We start from the raw sequence: 20,711 nt of genomic DNA on the forward strand, positions 1-20,711 counted from the left end.
GGCTCCGCCCCAGACCCCGCGCCTCAAACGCCGGCGAGGCTGAAAGATCCAGCCTCGCCGGCGTTTGAGGCGCGGGGGTCCGGGGGCTGGCCCCCGGAAGCGGCGCGGCACACGCAAACGGCGGGCACCCGGGATGTCCCGGATACCCGCCGCTTCGCACAGCAGAGGTCAGACCACGATCAGCGCGTCCAACGGGGCCCCGCCCAGCGCGCCGGTCAGCTTCGCCCGCCCGGGTAGGAACGACAGTTCCATCAGGACCGCCACCCCGGCGACCTCCGCCCCGGCCCGCCGGATCAGCTCCAGCGACGCTTCGGCGGTACCGCCCGTGGCCAGGACGTCGTCGATGACCATGACCCGGTCACCGACCGACAGATCCTCCGCGTGGACCTCGATCTCCGCGGTCCCGTACTCCAGCTCGTACACCTGCGCCAGCGTCGCCCCCGGCAGCTTGCCGGCCTTGCGCACCGGCACGAAGCCGATGCCCGCCTGCACCGCCACCGGAGCCGCCAGGATGAACCCCCGCGCCTCCAGCCCGACGATCTTCGTCGCGCCGTACCGGCCGGCCAGTTCCACCAGCGCGTCCGTCAGCGCGGCGAACGCCTTCGGGTCCGCCAGCAGCGGGGTGATGTCCTTGAACATCACCCCCGGCTTCGGGTAGTCCGGGACGTCCTTGATGCGGCCGAGCAGCAGCTCCCGCGCCTCCGGCGAGATCACGCTCACCGCCGCCGCCCCGCACGTCCCTGCGCCTGCGCGACGACCTGCGGAGCCGACCCGGGGTCGCCCTCGTAGTCCTCGTCGGCCGACTCGCCCTTCGCGGCCGCGGCCGCCCGCTTCGCGAGCACCCGCTTGCGCAGCGCCTTCATGCCCGGCTCGCGCTCCTTCAGGTCCACGACCAGCGGGGTCGCGATGAAGATCGAGGAGTACGCACCGGCCGCGAGGCCGACGAACAGCGACAGCGAGATGTCGTTGAGCATGCCCGCGCCCAGGAAGCCGCCACCGATGAACAGCAGGGCCGCGACCGGGAGGAGCGCCACGACGGTGGTGTTGATCGAGCGGACCAGGGTCCCGTTGATGCTGCGGTTGGCGACCTCGCTGAAGGTGTAGCGGGTCTGCTTGGTGATGTCCTTCGACCCCTCCTTCAGACCGTCGAAGACGACGACGGTGTCGTAGAGGGAGTAACCGAGGATGGTCAGCAGACCGATCACGGTGCCCGGGGTGACCTCGAAGCCGACCAGCGCGTACACGCCGACGGTGATCGTGAGGTCGTGGATCAGGGCGATGAGCGCCGCGACCGCCATCCGCCACTCGAAGGCGATGGCGAGGTAGATCACGACGAGGATCATGAAGATGCCGAGGCCGGTCCAGGCCTTGTTCGCGATCTGCTCGCCCCAGCTGGGGCCGACCAGGTCCGCGTTGATGTCCTGCTGCGCGACCTTGAGGTCGCCGGCCAGCTGCTTCTTCACATCGGCGGCGGACTCGGTGTCCAGACCCGAGATCTGGATGCGCAGGCCGCCGGTGCCGAGCTCCTGGACGATCGCGTCGTGGCCCGAGGCCTTCTCCGCGTCCTCGGTCGCCTGAGCGACGGAGACGGCCGTCTTCGGGGTCGTGAAGACGGCACCGCCCTTGAACTCGATGCCCATGTTGAGGCCCTGAACGGCCAGGGCCACGATCGCCGTGATGGTGATCAGGATGGAAACGCCGTACCAGAGAAAGCGCTTGCCGACGAAGTCGTAGCCGACCTCACCGCGGTACAGCTTGGCGCCGAGATCTCCCAGCTTCGACATCTCTCACGCCTCCTTTACGTCGACGGGAGCGGAGACGGTACCGGAACCGGTGCGGCGGGACCGGCGCAGCGGCGGCTTCGCGCCAAGCCGCTTCGGGTCCAGCCCGGACCACGGGCCACCGCTGGAGAAGAACTTCGTACGGGCCACCAGCGTCATGACCGGCTTGGTGAAGAGGAACACCACGACCACGTCGAGGATGGTGGTCAGACCCAGGGTGAAGGCGAAGCCCTGCACCTTGCCGACGGTCACGATGAACAGCACCGCGGCGGCCAGGAACGACACGAAGTCGGACACCAGGATGGTGCGCCGGGCGCGCGGCCAGGCCCGCTCCACGGCCGGACGCAGGGTGCGGCCCTCGCGGATCTCGTCGCGGATGCGCTCGAAGTACACGATGAACGAGTCGGCCGTGATGCCGATGGCGACGATCGCGCCGCAGACGGCCGGCAGGTTCAGCGCGAAGCCGATGCCCTTGCCGAGCAGCGCCATGATCGCGTACGTGAGGATCGCGGACACCAGCAGCGAGACGATCGCGATGAACGCCAGACCGCGGTAGTACACGAGCAGGTAGATCACGACGAGGAGCAGACCGATCGCGCCGGCGATCAGGCCGGCCTTCAGCTGCTCACCGCCGAGCGCGGCGGTGACGGTCGTGACGCTGTCCTCGCTGAAGGAGAGCGGCAGGGCGCCGTACGAGAGCATGTTGCCCAGGTCCTGCGCGGACTGCTGGGTGAAGCCGCCGGAGATCTCGGCGTTGCCGCCGGTCAGCGCCTGGCTCACGGACGGGTCGGAGATGACCTGGCCGTCGAGCACGATCGCGAACTGGTTCTGCGGCGGCTGCTTGCCGGCCAGCTCACCGGTGATCTTGGCGAACTTGTCGGCGCCCTTGTCGGTGAACTGCATGGTGACGATCCACTGACCGCGCTGCGGGTCGATCTGGCCCTTCGCGTCGTCCACGTCCTGGCCGTTGACGGCGGCCGGGCCGAGCACCCACTTGCCCCAGGTGTCACCGCGCTGGCCGCAGGCGACCATCGGGTCCTCGGGCTTGACGCCCTGGTTCGCCGCGACGCGCTGCTTCTCGTCCGTGCAGTCCAGGGCGGCGAACTTCGCCTGGAGCGCGGAGGCGGCGGCATCGGCCGACGGGTCCGCGGACGGGGTCGCGGACGGGGACGGGGCCTTGTTGTCGTCTGCCTTCTTCGACTCGCTCGCCTTGGGCGAGGGAGTGGGGGTGCCCGGGGCCTTGAGGGCCTCACTGAGCGCGCGACCCTGGGAAGTGGCGCTGGACGACGGGGTGGCGGACGGGCCGGCCTTCTTGCCGTCCTGGGCCTTCGGAGCGCCGGAACCGCTCGGGGACGCGCTGGGCGACCCGCTCGGCGATCCGCTGGGCGAGGGCTCCGGGGCGATCGGCTCACCGCTGGTGAACGCCAGGACGGGGCGGAAGTAGAGCTGGGCGGTGGTACCGACCTGCTCGCGCGCCTGCTGCTCGTTCATCCCCTTGGGGATGTTCACGATGATGTGGTCGCGGCCCTGCGTCTGGACCTCGGCCTCGGTCACACCGAGACCGTTGACACGGCGCTCGATGATCCCGACCGCGGTGTTCATGTTGGTCTCGTTGATCGCGTCCGGCTTGCCGGGCTCGCTCTTGGCCTTGAGCGTGATGCTCGTGCCGCCCGCGAGGTCGATGCCGAGCCGGGGGGTCGTCTGCTTCGTGAGGAACATCCCCGCGGTGAGCGCCACCATCGCGATCAGGATGATGGCCAGGGCGCGCCCCGGCCTCCCCTGAGCCCCCGTGGGCCGCCGGCCCTTCTTCGGTGCTGCCACCTTGTCGTATCTCCCTGTCCAACCATCCTGCACCGGGTCAGCGCGCGGACGGCCAAGAAATGTGTGGTGGGGACCCCTGCCCCCCGCAGAAACGGGTCACTGCCAGGCCCGCGGCGGCTGCCGGTCCGGCACCGCCGCGGTCCATGCCCGCGTACTACTTGGCTCCGGGCTCGCCGTCGGCCTTGCCGTCCTTCGGCTCGTCGCCCTCGGACTCGTCGGCGGCCTCCTTGTCGGAGCCCTCCTTCTTGCCCAGGTCGAGCTTCGGGGACTCGGTCTCGGCCTCGTCCTTGGTCAGCGAGGAGGCGTCGTCCGGGACGACCGGCGTGTCGATCGTCAGATCAACGGGGGCGCCGTGGACGATGCGGTTGTACTCATCGTCGTCGAGGACCGCGCCGATGGCGTTCTTCGCGTAGATCGCGTGGACGCCGGGGGCCACCTCCAGGGTGACCGTGTCGTCGCCGATCTCCTTCACCGTGGCGTACATGCCGCCGATGGTGCGGACGCCGGTGCCGGGCGCGAGCTGGTCGCGCATCTGCGCGGCCGCCTGCTGCTTCTTCTTGGCGGAGCGGGTCATCAGGAACATCGCCCCGATGAGCACGATGAACGGAAGCAAAAAGCTGAGGTTGTTCACGGGACGGAGATCCTTCGCACGACCACACGGGAGGCGGCCAATTTCTACGGGGGTGGGCACGCCGACCTGAAGGGTCGGCATCGGCGGAGTCTAGGCGAGTCCGCACCGATGGAACAACGCCCAGCATGGCACCGCAGTTCCTGACCGGGCGAACCTCCGCGCCGTCAGGCCCCGAACAAGCCCCGTTGTCCGCTTGATCCACTGGTTGATCCGCCGGCGCCGCCGGGCTGCGGCGGGACGAGCCCCAGGTGAGCCCATGCGGCGGGCGTCGCCACCCGGCCCCGGGGGGTACGGGCGAGCAGGCCCTCGCGTACCAGGAACGGCTCGGCCACCTCCTCCACGGTCTCCCGCTCCTCACCCACGGCCACGGCGAGGGTGGACAGCCCGACGGGCCCGCCGCCGAACAGCTTGAGCAGGGCTTCCAGCACGGCCCGGTCCAGCCGGTCGAGCCCGCGCGCGTCCACCTCGTAGACCTGGAGGGCGGTTCCGGCCACCTCGCGCGTGATTACGCCGTCGGCCTTGACCTGGGCGTAGTCGCGGACGCGGCGCAGGAGCCGGTTGGCGATGCGGGGGGTGCCGCGGGAGCGGCCGGCGATCTCGGCGGCGCCGGCGGTGTCGATCTCGACGTCGAGGAGGCGGGCGGAGCGGTGGATGACGCGTTCCAGCTCCTCGGGGGCGTAGAACTCCATGTGCCCGGTGAAGCCGAAGCGGTCGCGCAGGGGCGGCGGGAGCAGGCCGGCGCGGGTGGTGGCGCCGACCAGGGTGAAGGGCGGCAGCTCCAGGGGGATCGCGGTCGCTCCCGGGCCCTTGCCGACGATGACGTCGACGCGGAAGTCCTCCATGGCCATGTACAGCATCTCCTCGGCGGGCCGGGACATGCGGTGGATCTCGTCGAGGAAGAGGACCTCGCCCTCCTGGAGGGAGGAGAGGATCGCGGCGAGGTCGCCGGCGTGCTGGATGGCGGGGCCGGAGGTGATCCGGATGGGCGCGCCCATCTCGGCGGCGATGATCATGGACAGGGTGGTCTTGCCGAGGCCGGGCGCGCCGGAGAGCAGGACGTGGTCGGCGGTGGCGCCGCGCTGGCGGGCCGCCTTGAGGACGAGGTCCAGCTGCTGGCGGACCTTCTCCTGGCCGACGAACTCGCCGAGGTCCTTGGGGCGCAGGGCCGCCTCGACGGCGGTGTCCTCCCCGTCGGCGGCGGCCGCGACGAGTCGCTCGCCGCTCTCGTCCACGTCAGTCTCGTCGTCCCAGTTCACGCTGTCAGTCTGCCTTCTCGTGTGCACGGTGGTCTGTCCTGTGCGGCGCCGCTGCGGGGGCCAGCCCCCGAACCCTCCCCCAGCTACCGCTGGGAGGTGCCCCCAGCGCCTCAAACGCCGGCGGGGCTGGAGTGTGCCGGGCGAGGCTGAGATTGCGCTGCGCGCACTGGCAGGCTGACGCCAGCCAAATCCAGCCCCGCCGGCGTTTGAGGCGCGGGGTGCGGGGCGGAGCCCCGGCCTTTTAGCCTCGCCGGCGATTGAGGCGTGGGGTCTGGGGCGGAGCCCCGGGAGCCGGCCCGCACGGGGGGTCAGCGGGTCCGGTTCAGGGACTGGAGGGCGGCGCGCAGGAGTTGCGGAACGGGGGCGGAGCCGCCGGCGGCGATGGCGGCTTCGGCCTGCGGGGTCACCGCCGACACCGCCTCATCGGCCTCGCGGGACGCGTAGCCGAGGCCGATCAGGGCCGCGGAGAGCTGTTCCGTCCACGGGGCCGGCCCGGCGGCGGCGGCCCGCTGCGCCCCCACCAGGCCACTTGAACCGAGCGGAGCCCCCAGCTTGTCCTTCAGCTCCAGCAGGAGCTTCTGCGCGCCCTTCTTCCCGATGCCCGGCACCGCCATCAGCGCTTTCTCGTCCCCCGTCGAGACGGCGACCCGCAGCGCGTCCGGGCTGTGCACCCCGAGCATCGCCTGGGCCAGTCTCGGTCCGACCCCGCTCGCGGTCTGGAGCAGTTCGAAGACCTGCCGCTCGTCGTCGTCGGCGAAGCCGTACAGCGTCAGCGAGTCCTCCCGTACGACCAGGGACGTGGCCAGCCGCGCCGTCTCCCCCATCCGCAGGCCGGCGATGGTGTTCGGCGCGCACTGCACGGCCATGCCCACTCCCCCGACCTCGATCACGGCCAGGGTGGGGGCGAGCGCGGCGACCGGGCCGCTCACGAAGGCGATCATCGGGTACGGCCTTTCGGGGCGTGCAGGGCGACCGCCTGCTGGAGGCGGTTCTGGGCGGGGGCCCGCCAGATGTGGCAGATGGCGAGGGCGAGGGCGTCGGCGGCGTCGGCGGGCTTGGGCGGCGCGGCCAGTCGCAGCAGCCGGGTGACCATGGCGCCGACCTGGGCCTTGTCGGCGCGGCCGCTGCCGGTGACGGCGGCCTTGACCTCACTCGGGGTGTGCAGCGCGACCGGTATCCCCCGCCGCGCCGCGCACAGCATGGCGACAGCGCTCGCCTGGGCGGTGCCCATCACGGTGCTGACGTTGTGCTGGCTGAACACCCGCTCCACGGCGACGACTTCGGGCCGGTGCGTATCGAGCCATTCCTCGATGCCCTGCTCGATGGCGACGAGCCGGTGGCCCAACTCGGCGTCCGCGGGCGTCCGTACGACCCCCACCGCGAGCATGGCCAGGGGGCGGCCGGCGACACCCTCGACGACGCCGACACCGCACCGCGTCAGCCCCGGGTCCACCCCGAGTACGCGCACACCGTCCCCCTGCCTTCGATCGTCTGTCCGTGTCCGTGCAGGTTATCCGGCCCCACTGACAAAGCAGCGGGCCGACAGGGTGTTTCCTGTCGGCCCGCCGAATACAGCAACCATCAATTGAGCAACCACAACGGCGAGCAACCACCTCCGCGAGAGCGGCGGCGGTTTAGCCGCAAAGGGGGGCTCAGGCGTCGACCTTCTCCATGACCTCGTCCGAGACGTCGAAGTTGGCGAAGACGTTCTGCACGTCGTCGCTGTCCTCCAGCGCGTCGATCAGCTTGAAGATCTTGCGCGCGCCCTCTTCGTCCAGCTCGACCTGCATCGAGGGGACGAAGCTGGCCTCGGCCGAGTCGTAGTCGATGCCCGCCTCCTGGAGCGCGGTACGGACCGCGACCAGGTCGGTGGCCTCGCTGATGACCTCGAAGCTGTCACCGATGTCGTTGACCTCTTCGGCACCGGCTTCGAGCACCGACTCCAGGACGTCGTCCTCGGACAGTTCGCCCTTGGGGAGCACGATGACGCCCTTGCGGTTGAACAGGTACGAGACCGAGCCGGGGTCGGCCATCGAGCCGCCGTTGCGGGTCATGGCGACCCGTACGTCGGACGCGGCGCGGTTGCGGTTGTCGGTGAGGCACTCGATGAGCACCGCGACACCGTTCGGGCCGTAACCCTCGTACATGATCGTCTCGTAGTCGGCGCCGCCGGCCTCAAGGCCACCGCCGCGCTTGACCGCGGAGTCGATGTTCTTGTTCGGGACCGAGCTCTTCTTGGCCTTCTGAACGGCGTCGAAGAGCGTCGGGTTGCCGTCGATGTCGGCGCCGCCCATACGGGCCGCGACCTCGATGTTCTTGATCAGCTTCGCGAAGAGCTTGCCGCGCTTGGCATCGATCACGGCCTTCTTGTGCTTCGTCGTAGCCCATTTAGAGTGGCCGGACATCCGCCTGTCTCCTTCGCGTAACCAACAGTGTTCGTCTCCGATCCTACCGGGACCTGATTACAGCCCCGCGCGCACCATGTCGACGAAGTACGCGTGAACTCGGTCGTCGCCGGTCAGTTCGGGGTGGAACGAGGTGGCGAGGACGTTGCCCTGGCGCACGGCGACCGTGTGGCCCTCGTACGTGGCCAGCACCTCGGCGGCGCCTCCGACGGACTCGACCCACGGGGCGCGGATGAAGACGCCCTCGACCGGGCCGTCCGCTATGCCCACGAAGTCGATCTTCGCCTCGAAGGATTCGTTCTGGCGACCGAAGGCGTTACGGCGGACGATCATGTCGATGCCGCCCAGGGTCTCCTGGTCCTCACGGCCGTCCAGGAGCTTCTCGGCGAGCATGATCATGCCGGCGCAGGTGCCGTACACGGGCATGCCCGCGGCCACGCGCTCGCGCAGCGGCTCCAGCATGCCGAACAGGACGGCGAGCTTCGACATGGTCGTGGACTCGCCGCCGGGGATCACCAGGGCGTCGACCTCGGCGAGCTCCTCGGGACGCCGGACCGGCCTGGCCACGGCGTCCGCCGAGGCCAGGGCGATCAGGTGCTCCCGTACATCGCCCTGGAGAGCCAGGACACCGATGACTGGGGTACGGGTGTTCGTCATGAGGTGATTACCAGCCGCGGTTGGCGTAGCGCTCGGCCTCGGGGAGGGTGTCGCAGTTGATGCCGACCATGGCCTCGCCCAGGTTGCGGGAAGCGTCCGCGATGATCTTCGGGTCGTCGTAGAAGGTGGTGGCCTTCACGATGGCGGCGGCGCGCTTGGCCGGGTCGCCCGACTTGAAGATGCCGGAGCCCACGAAGACGCCCTCGGCGCCGAGCTGGCGCATCAGGGCGGCGTCGGCCGGGGTGGCGACGCCACCGGCGGAGAACAGCACGACCGGGAGCTTGCCGAGCTCGGCGACCTCCTTGACGAGCTCGTACGGGGCGCGCAGCTCCTTGGCGGCGGCGTACAGCTCGTTGTTGTCGTAGCCGCGCAGGCGGGCGATCTCGTTCTTGATCTGGCGCAGGTGGCGGACGGCCTCGACGACGTTGCCGGTGCCGGCCTCGCCCTTCGAGCGGATCATGGCCGCGCCCTCGGCGATGCGGCGCAGGGCCTCACCGAGGTTGGTGGCGCCGCAGACGAAGGGGGTGGTGAACGCCCACTTGTCGGAGTGGTTGACCTCGTCGGCCGGGGTCAGGACCTCGGACTCGTCGATGTAGTCGACGCCGAGGGACTGCAGGACCTGGGCCTCGACGAAGTGGCCGATGCGGGACTTGGCCATGACCGGGATCGAGACGGCCTCGATGATCTCTTCGATCATGTTCGGGTCGGACATGCGGGCCACGCCGCCGTCCTTGCGGATGTCCGCGGGGACCCGCTCCAGAGCCATGACGGCCACGGCGCCGGCGTCCTCGGCGATCTTCGCCTGCTCGGCGTTGACCACGTCCATGATCACACCGCCCTTGAGCTGCTCGGCCATGCCGCGCTTGACGCGGGAGGTGCCGATCGCGGACTCAGCGGACTGCGGGGTGGAGGGAAGCGTGCTCACGGGTAGACCTCACTCGAAGGAAGACGGGTGCTGCGGGTGTACTCGGCAGAGCAAACCGTCATCGAGCAGTCCACTGCAAGGGCCAATGAGGAGCCGGTGGCTCCTTCCGACTTGGCCTTTCGGTACAACTAAGGACGGTCGGCAAGGTCCACGGGGGGTTCGTCGTCCATTTCGAAGGCGAGCGGGAACGGCGCGTGGCCGGCCAGTCTGAACCAGCGGACCTTGCGGTGCCTGCGCAGCGCGCGGGCGGCCCGTACGGCGTCGTTGTGGAACCTGCGCGCCATCGGTACCCGGCGCACCGCCGCCGCCAGCTCCTCGGCGGCCTCCTTGCCTCCCGGGGCCGCCTTCAGCACCTCGACCTGGTCGGCGTCGGCGAACACCGCGCGCAGCGCCTGGCTGAGCTCGCTCTCGGCGACCTCGCGGTGGTCCTCGTCGGCCTGGCGGGCGCCGTGCGCGGCCTCGTAGAGCACGAGCGAGGAGGCGGGGTCCAGCGCCCCGGAGGTCGCCACCTCCAGCACGACGGAGGCCCGCCGCACGAGCTGCGCGTCGAGGGCGGCCCGGGCGGCGTCCATCCGCGTGTGCAGCCGGTCGAGCCGACCGGCGCTCCAGCTGAGGTAGACCCCGATGACGCCGAGCGCCAGGGCGATCCAGACAAGTGTTTCGATCACGGGCCGCGACTTTACCCGCCACCGCGCGCCTCAGGCCCCGGCCCCGGACGTCACGCGTCGCGGGACAGCCCCCAGCGCGTGCGCAACGGGACGCGTTCGTCGGTCGCCACGGCGGCGGCGCCGTCCGTCACCGTCTCGTAGACGGCCAGGATGTCCGCCCCCACCGTCGACCAGTCGAAGCGCCGCACGTGCGCGGAGCCGCGGGCGCTCAGTTCCGCGCGGCGGGCCGGGTCGCGCAGCAGTCGTACGGCGGCGGCGGCCAACGCGTCGGCGTCCTCGTTCGTGAAGAGTTCGCCCGCCGCCCCCTGGTCCAGGACCTGCGCGAACGCGTCCAGGTCGGAGGCCAGCACGGCGGCCCCCGCCGACAGGGCCTCGACCAGGATGATCCCGAAGCTCTCGCCGCCGGTGTTGGGCGCGACGTACAGGTCCACGCTGCGCAGCAGCCGCGCCTTGTCCTCGTCGGAGACCATGCCGAGGAATTCGACGCGGGAGCGCAGGGCAGCCGGGAGGGAGGCCACCGCTTCCTCCTCGTCTCCTCGGCCCGCCACGAGCAGCCGTACGTCCGGGCAGGCTTCCACGATCTTCGGGAAGGCGGCCATCAGCACCGGCAGGCCCTTCCTCGGCTCGTCGATGCGGCCGATGAAGCCCAGGGTCTGCCCGGCCCACTCCGCCTTCGGCGAGGCGGAGGCGAAGAAGTCCACGTCGACGCCGTTGGGGATCACGACCGCGTCGCCGCCGAGGTGCTCGACCAGCGTGCGCCGGGCGTACTCGCTCACGGCGATCCGCGCGCTGATCTTCTCCAGCGCCGGCTGCAGGATCGGGTACGCCGCGATCATCGCCCGCGAGCGCGGGTTCGAGGTGTGGAAGGTGGCGACGATCGGCCCCTGCGCCGCCCAGCAGGAGAGCAGGCCCAGCGAGGGCGAGGCCGGCTCGTGGATGTGGATCACGTCGAACACCCCGTCGTGCAGCCACCGCCGCACCCGGGCCGCCGACAGGAAGCCGAAGTTCAGCCGGGCCACCGAGCCGTTGTACGGCACCGGCACCGCCCGCCCCGCCGAGACCACGTACGGGGGCAGCGGGGTCTCGTCGTCCGCCGGGGCCAGCACCGACACCTCGTGGCCGAGGCGGATCAGGTGCTCCGCGAGGTCCCGGATGTGGAACTGGACCCCGCCCGGTACGTCCCAGGAGTAGGGGCACACGATGCCGATCTTCACTACGCGCGCTCCTCCAGGTCGTCCAGCCACAGCCGCTGCAGCATGTGCCAGTCCTGCGGGTGCTCGGCGATGCCGCGCGCGAAGACGTCGGCCATGGCCTGCGTCATCACGGCCGTCTTCTCGATCCGGGTCCCGTCCCGCGGCACCGGCACGGCGGGGTGGATCCGCCCGTACAGCTTCGGCGTGTCCCCGTAGTACAGGGTGGCGGGCAGCAGGGCCGCGCCCGTCTGCTGCGCGAGCAGCGCCGGCCCGGCCGGCATCCGCGCGGCCGCGCCGAAGAAGTCCACCGGGACCCCGGAGGCCGACAGGTCCCGGTCGGCGACCAGGCAGATCAGGCCGCCCGAGCGCAGCCGGCGCGCCAGGGTGCCGAAGGAGGAGCCGCCGGTGTGGGGCAGGACCTCCATGCCCAGGCTCTCCCGGTAGGCCACGAAGCGGTCGTACAGCGATTCGGGCTTGAGGCGCTCGGCGACCGTGGTGAACGGGATGCCCAAGTGCCCGGTGGCCCAGGCCCCGGCGAGGTCCCAGTTGGCCAGGTGCGGCAGGGCGACTATGGCCCCGCGCCCGGCGGCGAGGGCCTCGCGCAGGATGTGCTCGTCCGCGATCTCGACGTCCGTGCCGAAGCGCCGCCGGTCCATCGTCGGCAGGCGGAACGATTCCATCCAGTAGCGCATGTACGAGCGCATGCCCGCCCGCGACAGCTCGCGCAGCCGCTCGGGCGTCGCGTCCGGCACCACCCGGGCGAGGTTCGACTCCAGCCGCAGCACGCTCTTGCCGCGCCGCTTCCACGTGTAGTCCGCGATGCGCCGGCCCAGGGCCACCGCCGCCGGCTCGGGGAGCTTCTTGACCCCGGCCCAGCCGAGCCCGTACAGGCCGTCGACCAGCTTCTCCCGCGCGCTGCCGGCCATCAGGCGGCCCCGCCCTCGGCGACGGCGGCGGCCGCGTCGGCCTCGGCCGCCTCACGGCGTACGGTGACCACCCGCTGGATCAGCGTGACCAGCGAGCCCACGGCCACGACCCACAGCGCGATCGGCAGCAGCACCCCGATCCACGAGGGCGCCCCGAAGGTCTCCAGTCCGGACAGGCCGGCCGCGACCAGCGAGATCACCAGGCGTTCGGCCCGCTCGATGAGCCCGTTGACGGCCACCGGCAGGCCGATCGATTCTCCTCGCGCCTTGGTGTACGAGACCACCTGCCCGCTGGCCAGGCAGAAGATCGCCACCGCGCAGAGGGCGTTGTCGTTCCCGGAGCCCGCGTACCAGAGCGCGAGCCCGCCGAAGATCGCCGAGTCCGCGACCCGGTCGAGCGTCGAGTCGAGGAACGCGCCCCACCGGCTGGAGACGCCGGCCTGGCGGGCCATGTTCCCGTCCACCAGGTCGGAGAACACGAACAGGGTGATGGTGATCGTGCCCCAGAAGAACTCTCCCCGGGGGAAGAAGACCAGCGCTCCCGTCACCACTCCGGCCGTGCCGATCAGGGTGACCGCGTCCGGGCTCACCCCCCGCCGGAGCAGAAAAGCGGCGAATGGCGTGAGAACACGCGTGAAGAATGCACGCGCGTACTTGTTCAGCATGGCCTTCCCAGAGGGTCGCTGGGCCGCACGGCCACATGGCCACCGGCTGGCCCATCGTAGCCAGCGCCCCGAGCCGGTACCGCCCCGCACCCACCGGTCGCTGCCGGACAATCGCCGCGCCGTGCCCGCTTCACCCTCCGGACAGCGCTCGGTACGACGTATGGACGGGGTGTGACGGCAGTGCAAAGCTCGAAGAGCCCCTTTTTTCCTCCGGAAGGACTTCTTCCGGACGCACTACTTCCGGACGCACTTCTTCCGGACCGGGCATCCTCCTCACCGCCACCACCGGGAGGCACGAGCATCATGGGAGCCACCTCACACCAAGCCGGGGCCGCCGGCAGGGCACTGACGGCCGACCGCCCCTCCTCCATACGGAATGTCGTGCTGGTCGGCCACAGCGGAGCCGGTAAGACCACCCTGGTCGAAGCCCTGGCCCTGACCGCGGGCGCGGTCAACCGGGCGGGCCGGGTCGAGGACGGCGGGACCGTCTCCGACTACGACGAGATCGAACACCGCAGGCAACGTTCCATCCAGCTCTCCCTCGTCCCCGTCGCATGGGGCGGGATCAAGATCAATATCCTGGACACCCCCGGATACGCCGACTTCGTCGGGGACCTCAGGGCCGGTCTGCGCGCCGCGGACGCGGCCCTTTTCGTCGTCTCGGCCGCCGAGGGCGGCGAGGGGCTCTCCGGAGCCACTCGCATGGTCTGGGACGAATGCGAGGCCGTGGGCATGCCCCGGGCCATCGTCGTCACCCATTTGGAGGCAGCCCGCGCCGACTATGCCCAGATGGCCGGAATCTGCGGCGAGATCTTCGGCGCCGACGACCCCGACGCCGTCGTCCCGCTCTACCTGCCCCTGCACGGGCCGGTCGGGCCGGACGGGCACGCCCCCGTGGCCGGCCTCCTCGGCCTGCTCTCGCAGCGCGTCTACGACTACACCTCCGGGGAGCGCGTCGAACGCGATCCGGACCCCGCCGAGCTCGCCCTCATCTCCGACGCCCGCTCCCGCCTGATCGAGGGGATCATCGCCGAGAGCGAGGACGAGGGCCTCATGGACCGCTACCTCGGCGGCGAGGACATCGACGTCAAGACCCTCGTGGACGACCTGGAGCGGGCCGTGGCCCGCGGCACCTTCCACCCCGTCCTGATGGCCGCACCGGCCCCCGAGGGCGCCCGCCAGGGCCTCGGCACCGTGGAACTCCTCGAACTGATCACCGGCGGTTTCCCCACCCCGCTGGAGCGGGCCCCCGTCACCGTCACCGCCCCGGACGGCCGCGCCCCCGCCGAGGTGGGCTGCGATCCCGACGGGCCACTGGTCGCCGAGGTCGTCAAGACCTCCTCCGACCCGTACGTCGGCCGGGTCTCCCTGGTCCGCGTCTTCTCCGGCACCCTGCACCCCGAGGAGACCGTGCACGTCAGCGGCCACGGACTCACCGACCGCGGACACGAGGACCACGATCTCGACGAGAAGATCGGCACCCTGACCGAACCCTTCGGCAAACAGCAGCGCACCCTCACCCGGTGCATCGCCGGCGACCTGGCCTGCGTGGCCAAACTCACCCGCGCCGAGACCGGCGACACCCTCTCGGCCAAGGACCGGCCGCTCCTCATGGAGCCCTGGCCGATGCCCGACCCGCTGCTCCCCCTCGCCATCGAGGCCCACAGCAAGGCGGACGAGGACAAGCTCTCCCAGGGCCTGGCCCGGCTCGTCGCCGAGGACCCCACGATGCGGCTGGAGCAGAACCCGCACACCCACCAGGTCGTCCTGTGGTGCCTCGGCGAGGCCCACCAGGACGTCGCCCTCGAACGGCTGCGCACCCGGTACGGGGTCCAGGTCGATCCAGTCCCCCACAAGGTGAGCCTGCGCGAGACGTTCGGCGCCAGGGCCGCCGGCCGCGGCCGCCACGTCAAGCAGTCCGGCGGGCACGGCCAGTACGCCATCTGCGAGATCGAGGTCGAGCCGCTCCCGCCCGGCAGCGGCGTCGAGTTCGTCGACAAGGTCGTCGGCGGCTCCGTGCCCCGCCAGTTCATCCCGTCCGTGGAGAAGGGCGTACGGGCCCAGGCCGCCCGCGGGGTCGCCGCCGGCTACCCGCTGGTCGACGTACGCGTCACCCTCCTCGACGGCAAGGCGCACTCGGTGGACTCCTCCGACGCCGCCTTCCAGACGGCCGGCGCCCTCGCCCTGCGCGAAGCCGCCGCCGAGGCCCGCATCCACCTCCTCGAACCGGTCGCCGAGCTCGACGTCACCGTCCCCGACGAGTACGTCGGCCCCGTGATGAGCGACCTCGCCGGCCGCCGCGGCCGCGTCGTCGGCACCGAACAGGCGGGCCCCGGCCGGACCAGGGTGCGCGCGGAGATTCCCGAGATCGAGATCGGCCGGTACGCCGTCGAGCTGCGCTCCGTATCGCACGGCACGGGCCGGTTCAGCCGGTCGTACGCCCGCCACGAGCCCATGCCCCCGCAATTGGCGGACAAGATTCGCGAACAGGCGGAGAAGGGAACCTAGTTGACATAGCGCTTCGGCGACCGCCCACCCAACCAGCTTGCGGTGGGCGGTCTTTCCCTGTCCCATGACCATGGGGCAAGCTGCCCGGATAGGCTCTTCCGCGCGGCAAAAGTACAGATGCACAGCGATGGGGGCAGCGGTGGCGAACGACGGATTCGACTTCAGGCCCGGCGCGCAGATTCCGCTGCAGGGCGGTGGCGGACAGACGGCGGCGACCAACGCGCTGGCCTCCGCCGCGTACCGCGACGGCGGCAAGGACAGCAAGCTGAAGGAGATCCTCGGCGCCGACAACGAGTACCACAAGTCGACGGTCAAGGCCGGGAAGCTGTCCCTCCTCGAACCCAGCCTCGGCGAGGCCTTCTGCCGCGCCGTGGAGGCCCGCACCCTCGGCGCGGGCCGCAAACCGCTCATCCAGTCCTTCGGCGCCGACCCGCAGACGGTCGTCGAGCACTGTCTGGCGGCCTCCCGCATCCGCAAGGTGCGGGACCGCAAGCTGCGCCTGATCATGCTGGTCTGCGGAGTGCTCTTCCTGCCCGGACTCCTGCTGTGGCTGGGCCTGTTCCAACTCCGCAAGACCCTGACCGCCAAGGAGGGCAAGCGCGCGTCCTGGATGGGCACCGCGGTGCTCGTGGGCGTCGCCGTGGTCGCGGCCGTGCTGATGTTCCGGCTGCCGTTCACGGGCTTCCTCGGCATCTACCTGCGCGGCATGATCATCGCCCCGGCGCTGGGCTGGTTCCTCGCCCGCCGCCTCTGCGAGGCCACCGTCGTCGATCTGCGCTCCCGGTGGGACGGTCTGCTGTCGGGAGACGGCGTGGCCGCCAAGATCCCGGAGGCGGTGCCCGTCAACCCCGACGAGAAGGCCCGCGAGGACCTGCGCCACTCCCTCGCCAAGCTCACCGCCGAGAACCGGAGCAACTCCGTCTTCTACGCCGGTCCCAAGGGCATCCTCGGGATGGGCACCCGCTGGGGCAGCTGGCAGATGGCCGAGGAGCTGGCCCCCAAGGACGAGGGCGCCGAGATCCACCCGTTCCGCAGCTGGGACGTCATACGCGCGATCGACACCGAGCTGCGCAAGCTGGAGCGCGGCCCCCTGCACACCGGCGGCTTCCCGCACGCCGCCATCCAGCACTGGATCGTCACGCCGATCGGCGAAGGCGCCGCGGAGGTCGCCCGGCCCTCCGGTGAGGACGTGGACACCTTCCTCGTGAAGCCGCACGAGATCACCCGGATCTGCAACGAGCAGCAGTTCAGCGCCGGCGACCGGCACTACCTGGGCATCCAGTACCCGCTCTGGGACGGCCAGCTCGTCATCAACATGCTCGTGACCGTCACCGTGCTCTACAAGACCCTGCGCGTCGACGTCACCGCGCACGCCCTCGGCCCGGTGCACGGGCTGTTCACCACGAAGTCCAAGCCCCCCACGGTCGAGGTCCCCAAGTCCATCCGCTTCTGGGAGACCGTGGAGCGCCCGCTGCCGCTGGTCGACACCATGGAGGTGGTACGCGTGGCGGCCCGCGCCCCGCTGACCTGGTACCCGCCGCTCCTCGACTTCCTCGGCGGCAAGCTGGTCCTGCCGGAGCCCTTCGGCCTGCGCCACGTCTGGACCGGTTCGATGTGGCGCCACCGCTTCATGGCGGACGACGCCCTGCGCACGGTCACCCCGGTCCTGCGGGCCGTGCACGCGGCCGCGTTCCGGGTGCTGGAGGAGAACGGCTGCGACACCGAGCGCTTCACCAACCGCTCCTCGATCATGAGCGGCGTCATCCAGGAGCCCGCGCCCCGCAAGGCGGACGTGTACGACGCGTAGCGCCGTCGGGTGCCGGGTGCGGGGGCCCGTCCCCCGCACCTGGCACTCCTAGTCGACGGGCCAGGCGTCGGCCAGCATCTGACGGGTGTCCGCGAGGAGTTGCGGGAGAACCTTGGTGTGGCCGACGACCGGCATGAAGTTCGTGTCCCCGCCCCAGCGGGGCACGATGTGCTGGTGCAGGTGCGCGGCGATGCCGGCCCCGGCGGCCGCGCCCTGGTTCATGCCGATGTTGAAGCCGTGCGCCCCCGACGCCTTGCGCAGCGCGACCATGGCCCGCTTGGTGAGGTCCGCCAGCTCGGCCGTTTCCAGCCCGTCGAGCTCGGTGTAGTCGGCGACGTGCCGGTACGGGACGACCATCAGGTGTCCGCCGTTGTACGGGTACAGGTTCAGCACGGCGTAGACGTGCCTGCCGCGGGCCACAACCAGGCCGTCCTCGTCGGACATCTCCGGAATCCCGCAGAAGGGACAGCCGTCGCCGGCGTCCGGGCCGGTCGGCTTGTTCTCCCCCTGGATGTAGGCCATCCGGTGGGGCGTCCACAGACGCTGGAACGCGTCCTGCGTGCCCACACCGATCTGCTGCTCCCGCTCAGTCGTCATGAGATGCAGCATATGACCTTGCCCCCGCTGGGCGTGTCGCCGGGGCGAAAGCGGACAGGGCCCCACGGTGCCGGCCCCGTGCCCCGAGGCCCCCGGGGAACGGAAACTCCCCGGGGGCCTCGTCCTGACGCGTTGCGCCGCTCAGACCTGGACGCGGTCCTCGACGACCTTGACCAGCTTGGCCAGGGCCTCGTCCTTGGCGATGCCGTTCTCCTGCGAACCGTCGCGGTAGCGGAAGGAGACGGTGCCCGCCGCCATGTCCTCGTCACCGACGATGATCATGAACGGGACCTTGAGCTTCTGGTGGTTGCGGATCTTCTTCTGCATCCGGTCGGAGGAGGCGTCCACCTCGACCCGCAGGCCCTTCTTCTTCGCCTCGGCGGCGAATTCCCGCAGGTACTCCACGTGCCCGTCGCCGATCGGGATGCCGACCGCCTGGACCGGGGCCAGCCACGGCGGCATGGCGCCCGCGTAGTGCTCCAGCAGCACGGCGAAGAACCGCTCGATCGAGCCGAACAGCGCGCGGTGGATCATGACCGGCCGCTGGCGGGAGCCGTCCGGCGCGGTGTACTCCAGGTTGAACCGCTCCGGCAGGTTGAAGTCGAGCTGGACGGTCGACATCTGCCAGGTACGGCCGATCGCGTCCCGCGCCTGCACCGAGATCTTCGGGCCGTAGAAGGCCGCGCCGCCCGGGTCGGGGGTCAGCGGGAGGCCCTGCTTCTCGGCGACCTGCTGGAGGACCGCGGTGGCCTCCTCCCAGACCTCGTCCGAGCCGACGAACTTCTCCGGGTCCTTGGTGGACAGCTCCAGGTAGAAGTCGGTCAGACCGTAGTCGCGCAGCAGGTTCAGCACGAAGGTGAGGGTGCGGTCGAGCTCCTCGGCCATCTGCTCACGGGTGCAGTAGATGTGCGCGTCGTCCTGGGTGAAGCCGCGGGCGCGGGTCAGGCCGTGCACGACGCCCGACTTCTCGTACCGGTACACGGTGCCGAACTCGAAGAGGCGCAGGGGCAGTTCACGGTACGAGCGGCCGCGCGCGTCGAAGATCAGGTTGTGCATCGGGCAGTTCATGGGCTTGAGGTAGTAGTCGGTACCACCGTCGAGCTGCATGGGGGGGTACATGCCCTCCGCGTACCAGTCCAGGTGGCCGCTCTTCTCGAAGAGGGCGCCCTTGGTGGCGTGCGGGGAGTAGACGAACTCGTAGCCCTCCTCCTCGTGCCGGCGGCGCGAGTAGTCCTCCATGGTGCGGCGGATGATGCCGCCGCGCGGGTGGAAGACGGCCAGGCCGGAGCCGATCTCGTCCGGGATGGAGAAGAGGTCCAGCTCGTTGCCGAGCTTGCGGTGGTCGCGCTTCTCGGCCTCGGCGAGGAAGTCGAGGTGGGCCTTCAGCTCCTCCTTCGAGGGCCACGCGGTGCCGTAGATGCGCTGGAGCATCGGGTTCTTCTCGCTGCCGCGCCAGTAGGCGGCCGCGTTGCGCATCAGCTTGAACGCCGGGATGTTGCGGGTGGTGGGCAGGTGGGGACCGCGGCAGAGGTCCTTCCAGCACAGCTCACCGGTCTTGGCGTCCAGGTTGTCGTAGATGGTCAGCTCGCCGCCGCCCACCTCGACGTTCGCGCCGTCGTCGGTCGAGGCCGCGCCCTTGATGCCGATGAGCTCCAGCTTGTACGGCTCGTCCGCGAGCTCCTCGCGCGCCGCCTCGTCGGTGACCACGCGGCGGGCGAACTTCTGCCCGCGCTTCTGGATCTCCTGCATCTTCTTCTCGATGGCCTTGAGGTCATCGGGGGTGAAGGGGCGGGCGACGTCGAAGTCGTAGTAGAAGCCGTTCTGGACCGGCGGGCCGATGCCCAGCTTGGCCTCGGGGAACAGCTCCTGCACGGCCTGGGCCATGACGTGCGCGGTCGAGTGCCGCAGGATGTTGAGGCCGTCCTCGGAGGAGATCTCCACCGGCTCGACGGTCTCGCCGTCCTTCACCTCGTAGGCGAGGTCCTTGAGCTCGCCTACGACGCGCGCGGCGACGATGGTGCGCTCGCCGGCGAAGAGCTCCGCCGCCGTAGTGCCCGTGGCCACCACGCGCTCGTCCCGCTCGGAATCGCGTTGGATGATCACACGGACGTCTGACACCGGTCTCTCCTGAACTCTGGGGGTGCGCGAGCGAACACTGCGCGCCTGAATCGTACCGAGCCGAGTGGCCGCGCCGCGAAACGGTTACCGGGCCCCGGTGTGGCCGAGCCCATCACCGGCCGGCGGCACGGGGCCGAAAGTGCGGCGCCGCCGCTGGGACTCCGCCCCGGGCCCCCCGCCTCGAACGCCGGCGAGGCTGGATGTCGTAGCGTGGCCCCTATGCCGAGCCCGCAGATATGCCCGCTGGACCTGAGCCACGACGCCACCGCGGCCGCCGTGCACCGGATCGGCCGGGCCGCCTACACGGTGGAGGCGGAGCTGATCGGCTTCGACGGGATCCCGGCCCTGCGGGAGAGCCTCGCGCAGATGCGGGAGCGGCCGCTCCGATGGCTCGGCGCGGTCGCCGAGGGAGGCGGGATCGCCGGGTTCCTGGCCTGGGAGGAGGAGCCTGACGGCTCCGTGTGCGTGGACCGCCTGTGCGTGGACCCGGCCCGGTTCCGCCGGGGCATCGCCTCCCTGCTGCTGCGCCACGCCCTGACCGAGCTCTTCCCGGACCGCCCGGTCGAGGTCACCACGGGCGCGGCCAACGCCCCCGCGGTGACCCTGTACGAGCGCCTGGGCTTCACCCGCGGCGCGGACTTCTCCCCCACCCCGGGCCTGCGCATGGCGTCCTTCCGGTCCAGCCCCGCTGAATCCAGCCCCTCCGGCGTTTGAGGAGCGGGCCCCGGGCAGAGCCCCGGCAACGGCGCCGCA

Annotated in this window: 19 protein-coding genes; 3 read left to right on the top strand and 16 right to left on the bottom strand. The window is 70.9% G+C overall.

The window, feature by feature from the left end; all coding sequences use genetic code 11:
• Positions 1-168: 168 nt before the first annotated feature.
• The 14 genes from MTF65_RS19620 to pgsA form a co-directional block, all read right to left on the bottom strand.
• Positions 169-714: an adenine phosphoribosyltransferase gene (locus MTF65_RS19620; protein ID WP_374207270.1), complete on the bottom strand. Its 546-nt coding sequence runs from the start codon at positions 712-714 to the stop codon at positions 169-171.
• Positions 715-716: 2 nt separating this feature from the next.
• Complete coding sequence (secF, locus tag MTF65_RS19625; RefSeq protein ID WP_243630044.1) at positions 717-1,784, bottom strand: protein translocase subunit SecF; 1,068 nt, start codon at positions 1,782-1,784, stop codon at positions 717-719.
• A 3-nt stretch (positions 1,785-1,787) separates the two neighbouring features.
• Positions 1,788-3,602: a protein translocase subunit SecD gene (secD, locus tag MTF65_RS19630; protein ID WP_243630045.1), complete on the bottom strand. Its 1,815-nt coding sequence runs from the start codon at positions 3,600-3,602 to the stop codon at positions 1,788-1,790.
• A 154-nt stretch (positions 3,603-3,756) separates the two neighbouring features.
• Complete coding sequence (gene yajC, locus MTF65_RS19635) at positions 3,757-4,233, bottom strand: preprotein translocase subunit YajC (RefSeq protein WP_308407190.1); 477 nt, start codon at positions 4,231-4,233, stop codon at positions 3,757-3,759.
• 164 nt (positions 4,234-4,397) lie between these two features.
• Positions 4,398-5,489, bottom strand: a complete 1,092-nt coding sequence (ruvB, locus tag MTF65_RS19640) for a Holliday junction branch migration DNA helicase RuvB (protein ID WP_243630046.1) — start codon at positions 5,487-5,489, stop codon at positions 4,398-4,400.
• A 308-nt stretch (positions 5,490-5,797) separates the two neighbouring features.
• Positions 5,798-6,430, bottom strand: a complete 633-nt coding sequence (gene ruvA / locus MTF65_RS19645) for a Holliday junction branch migration protein RuvA (protein ID WP_243630047.1) — start codon at positions 6,428-6,430, stop codon at positions 5,798-5,800.
• Entirely contained in the window at positions 6,427-6,957 is a 531-nt protein-coding gene (ruvC, locus tag MTF65_RS19650) for a crossover junction endodeoxyribonuclease RuvC (protein ID WP_243630048.1), read from the bottom strand. Before ruvC ends, ruvA begins: the two co-directional genes overlap by 4 nt.
• A gap of 184 nt (positions 6,958-7,141) precedes the next feature.
• Entirely contained in the window at positions 7,142-7,894 is a 753-nt protein-coding gene (locus MTF65_RS19655; protein WP_243630049.1) for a YebC/PmpR family DNA-binding transcriptional regulator, read from the bottom strand.
• A 57-nt stretch (positions 7,895-7,951) separates the two neighbouring features.
• Positions 7,952-8,551, bottom strand: coding sequence for a pyridoxal 5'-phosphate synthase glutaminase subunit PdxT (pdxT, locus tag MTF65_RS19660; protein ID WP_243630050.1), 600 nt, complete (start codon positions 8,549-8,551; stop codon positions 7,952-7,954).
• A 7-nt stretch (positions 8,552-8,558) separates the two neighbouring features.
• Positions 8,559-9,476 (bottom strand): pyridoxal 5'-phosphate synthase lyase subunit PdxS, encoded by a 918-nt coding sequence (gene pdxS, locus MTF65_RS19665; protein ID WP_308407191.1) that lies wholly within the window; start codon positions 9,474-9,476, stop codon positions 8,559-8,561.
• Positions 9,477-9,604: 128 nt separating this feature from the next.
• A complete protein-coding gene (locus MTF65_RS19670; RefSeq protein ID WP_243630051.1) occupies positions 9,605-10,144 on the bottom strand; it encodes a hypothetical protein in 540 nt (179 codons plus the stop codon).
• A gap of 50 nt (positions 10,145-10,194) precedes the next feature.
• Complete coding sequence (locus MTF65_RS19675) at positions 10,195-11,358, bottom strand: glycosyltransferase family 4 protein (protein WP_243630052.1); 1,164 nt, start codon at positions 11,356-11,358, stop codon at positions 10,195-10,197.
• Positions 11,358-12,263 carry a phosphatidylinositol mannoside acyltransferase gene (locus MTF65_RS19680; RefSeq protein ID WP_243630053.1) on the bottom strand — a complete coding sequence of 302 codons (906 nt, stop codon included), beginning with the start codon at positions 12,261-12,263 and terminating at the stop codon, positions 11,358-11,360. Before MTF65_RS19680 ends, MTF65_RS19675 begins: the two co-directional genes overlap by 1 nt.
• Entirely contained in the window at positions 12,263-12,928 is a 666-nt protein-coding gene (gene pgsA, locus MTF65_RS19685; RefSeq protein ID WP_243630054.1) for a phosphatidylinositol phosphate synthase, read from the bottom strand. Before pgsA ends, MTF65_RS19680 begins: the two co-directional genes overlap by 1 nt.
• A 303-nt stretch (positions 12,929-13,231) precedes the next feature.
• Between pgsA and MTF65_RS19690 the strand changes: the two genes are divergently transcribed.
• Both MTF65_RS19690 and MTF65_RS19695 read left to right on the top strand, forming a co-directional pair.
• The gene (locus MTF65_RS19690; protein WP_243630055.1) at positions 13,232-15,436 is read left to right on the top strand and encodes an elongation factor G-like protein EF-G2; all 2,205 of its coding nucleotides are present in this window, start codon (positions 13,232-13,234) and stop codon (positions 15,434-15,436) included.
• A gap of 139 nt (positions 15,437-15,575) precedes the next feature.
• Complete coding sequence (locus tag MTF65_RS19695; protein WP_243630057.1) at positions 15,576-17,243, top strand: hypothetical protein; 1,668 nt, start codon at positions 15,576-15,578, stop codon at positions 17,241-17,243.
• A gap of 48 nt (positions 17,244-17,291) precedes the next feature.
• Here the strand turns inward: MTF65_RS19695 and MTF65_RS19700 are convergent, their stop codons facing one another.
• Together MTF65_RS19700 and thrS are read right to left on the bottom strand one after the other, a co-directional pair.
• On the bottom strand, positions 17,292-17,852 hold the full coding sequence (locus MTF65_RS19700; RefSeq protein WP_243630058.1) for an HIT domain-containing protein: 561 nt from the start codon (positions 17,850-17,852) through the stop codon (positions 17,292-17,294).
• A 129-nt stretch (positions 17,853-17,981) separates the two neighbouring features.
• The gene (gene thrS / locus MTF65_RS19705) at positions 17,982-19,958 is read right to left on the bottom strand and encodes a threonine--tRNA ligase (RefSeq protein WP_243630060.1); all 1,977 of its coding nucleotides are present in this window, start codon (positions 19,956-19,958) and stop codon (positions 17,982-17,984) included.
• A gap of 219 nt (positions 19,959-20,177) precedes the next feature.
• On the opposite strand from thrS, the gene MTF65_RS19710 reads away from it, so the two are divergent.
• The gene (locus MTF65_RS19710; protein WP_243630062.1) at positions 20,178-20,672 is read left to right on the top strand and encodes a GNAT family N-acetyltransferase; all 495 of its coding nucleotides are present in this window, start codon (positions 20,178-20,180) and stop codon (positions 20,670-20,672) included.
• Positions 20,673-20,711 lie beyond the last annotated feature (39 nt).

Source organism: Streptomyces sp. APSN-46.1 (assembly GCF_022815725.1).
In the GTDB taxonomy this organism is placed as follows: Bacteria; Actinomycetota; Actinomycetes; order Streptomycetales; family Streptomycetaceae; genus Streptomyces.

What these genes read in the sequence shown, in the direction of transcription:
- secF (WP_243630044.1), bottom strand. Translation starts at nt 1,784, where the DNA reads ATGTCGAAGCTGGGAGATCTCGGCGCCAAGCTGTACCGCGGTGAGGTC.
- ruvA (WP_243630047.1), bottom strand. Translation starts at nt 6,430, where the DNA reads ATGATCGCCTTCGTGAGCGGCCCGGTCGCCGCGCTCGCCCCCACCCTG.
- MTF65_RS19655 (WP_243630049.1), bottom strand. Translation starts at nt 7,894, where the DNA reads ATGTCCGGCCACTCTAAATGGGCTACGACGAAGCACAAGAAGGCCGTG.
- pdxT (WP_243630050.1), bottom strand. Translation starts at nt 8,551, where the DNA reads ATGACGAACACCCGTACCCCAGTCATCGGTGTCCTGGCTCTCCAGGGC.
- MTF65_RS19680 (WP_243630053.1), bottom strand. Translation starts at nt 12,263, where the DNA reads ATGGCCGGCAGCGCGCGGGAGAAGCTGGTCGACGGCCTGTACGGGCTC.
- pgsA (WP_243630054.1), bottom strand. Translation starts at nt 12,928, where the DNA reads ATGCTGAACAAGTACGCGCGTGCATTCTTCACGCGTGTTCTCACGCCA.
- MTF65_RS19690 (WP_243630055.1), top strand. Translation starts at nt 13,232, where the DNA reads ATGGGAGCCACCTCACACCAAGCCGGGGCCGCCGGCAGGGCACTGACG.
- MTF65_RS19700 (WP_243630058.1), bottom strand. Translation starts at nt 17,852, where the DNA reads ATGCTGCATCTCATGACGACTGAGCGGGAGCAGCAGATCGGTGTGGGC.
- MTF65_RS19710 (WP_243630062.1), top strand. Translation starts at nt 20,178, where the DNA reads ATGCCGAGCCCGCAGATATGCCCGCTGGACCTGAGCCACGACGCCACC.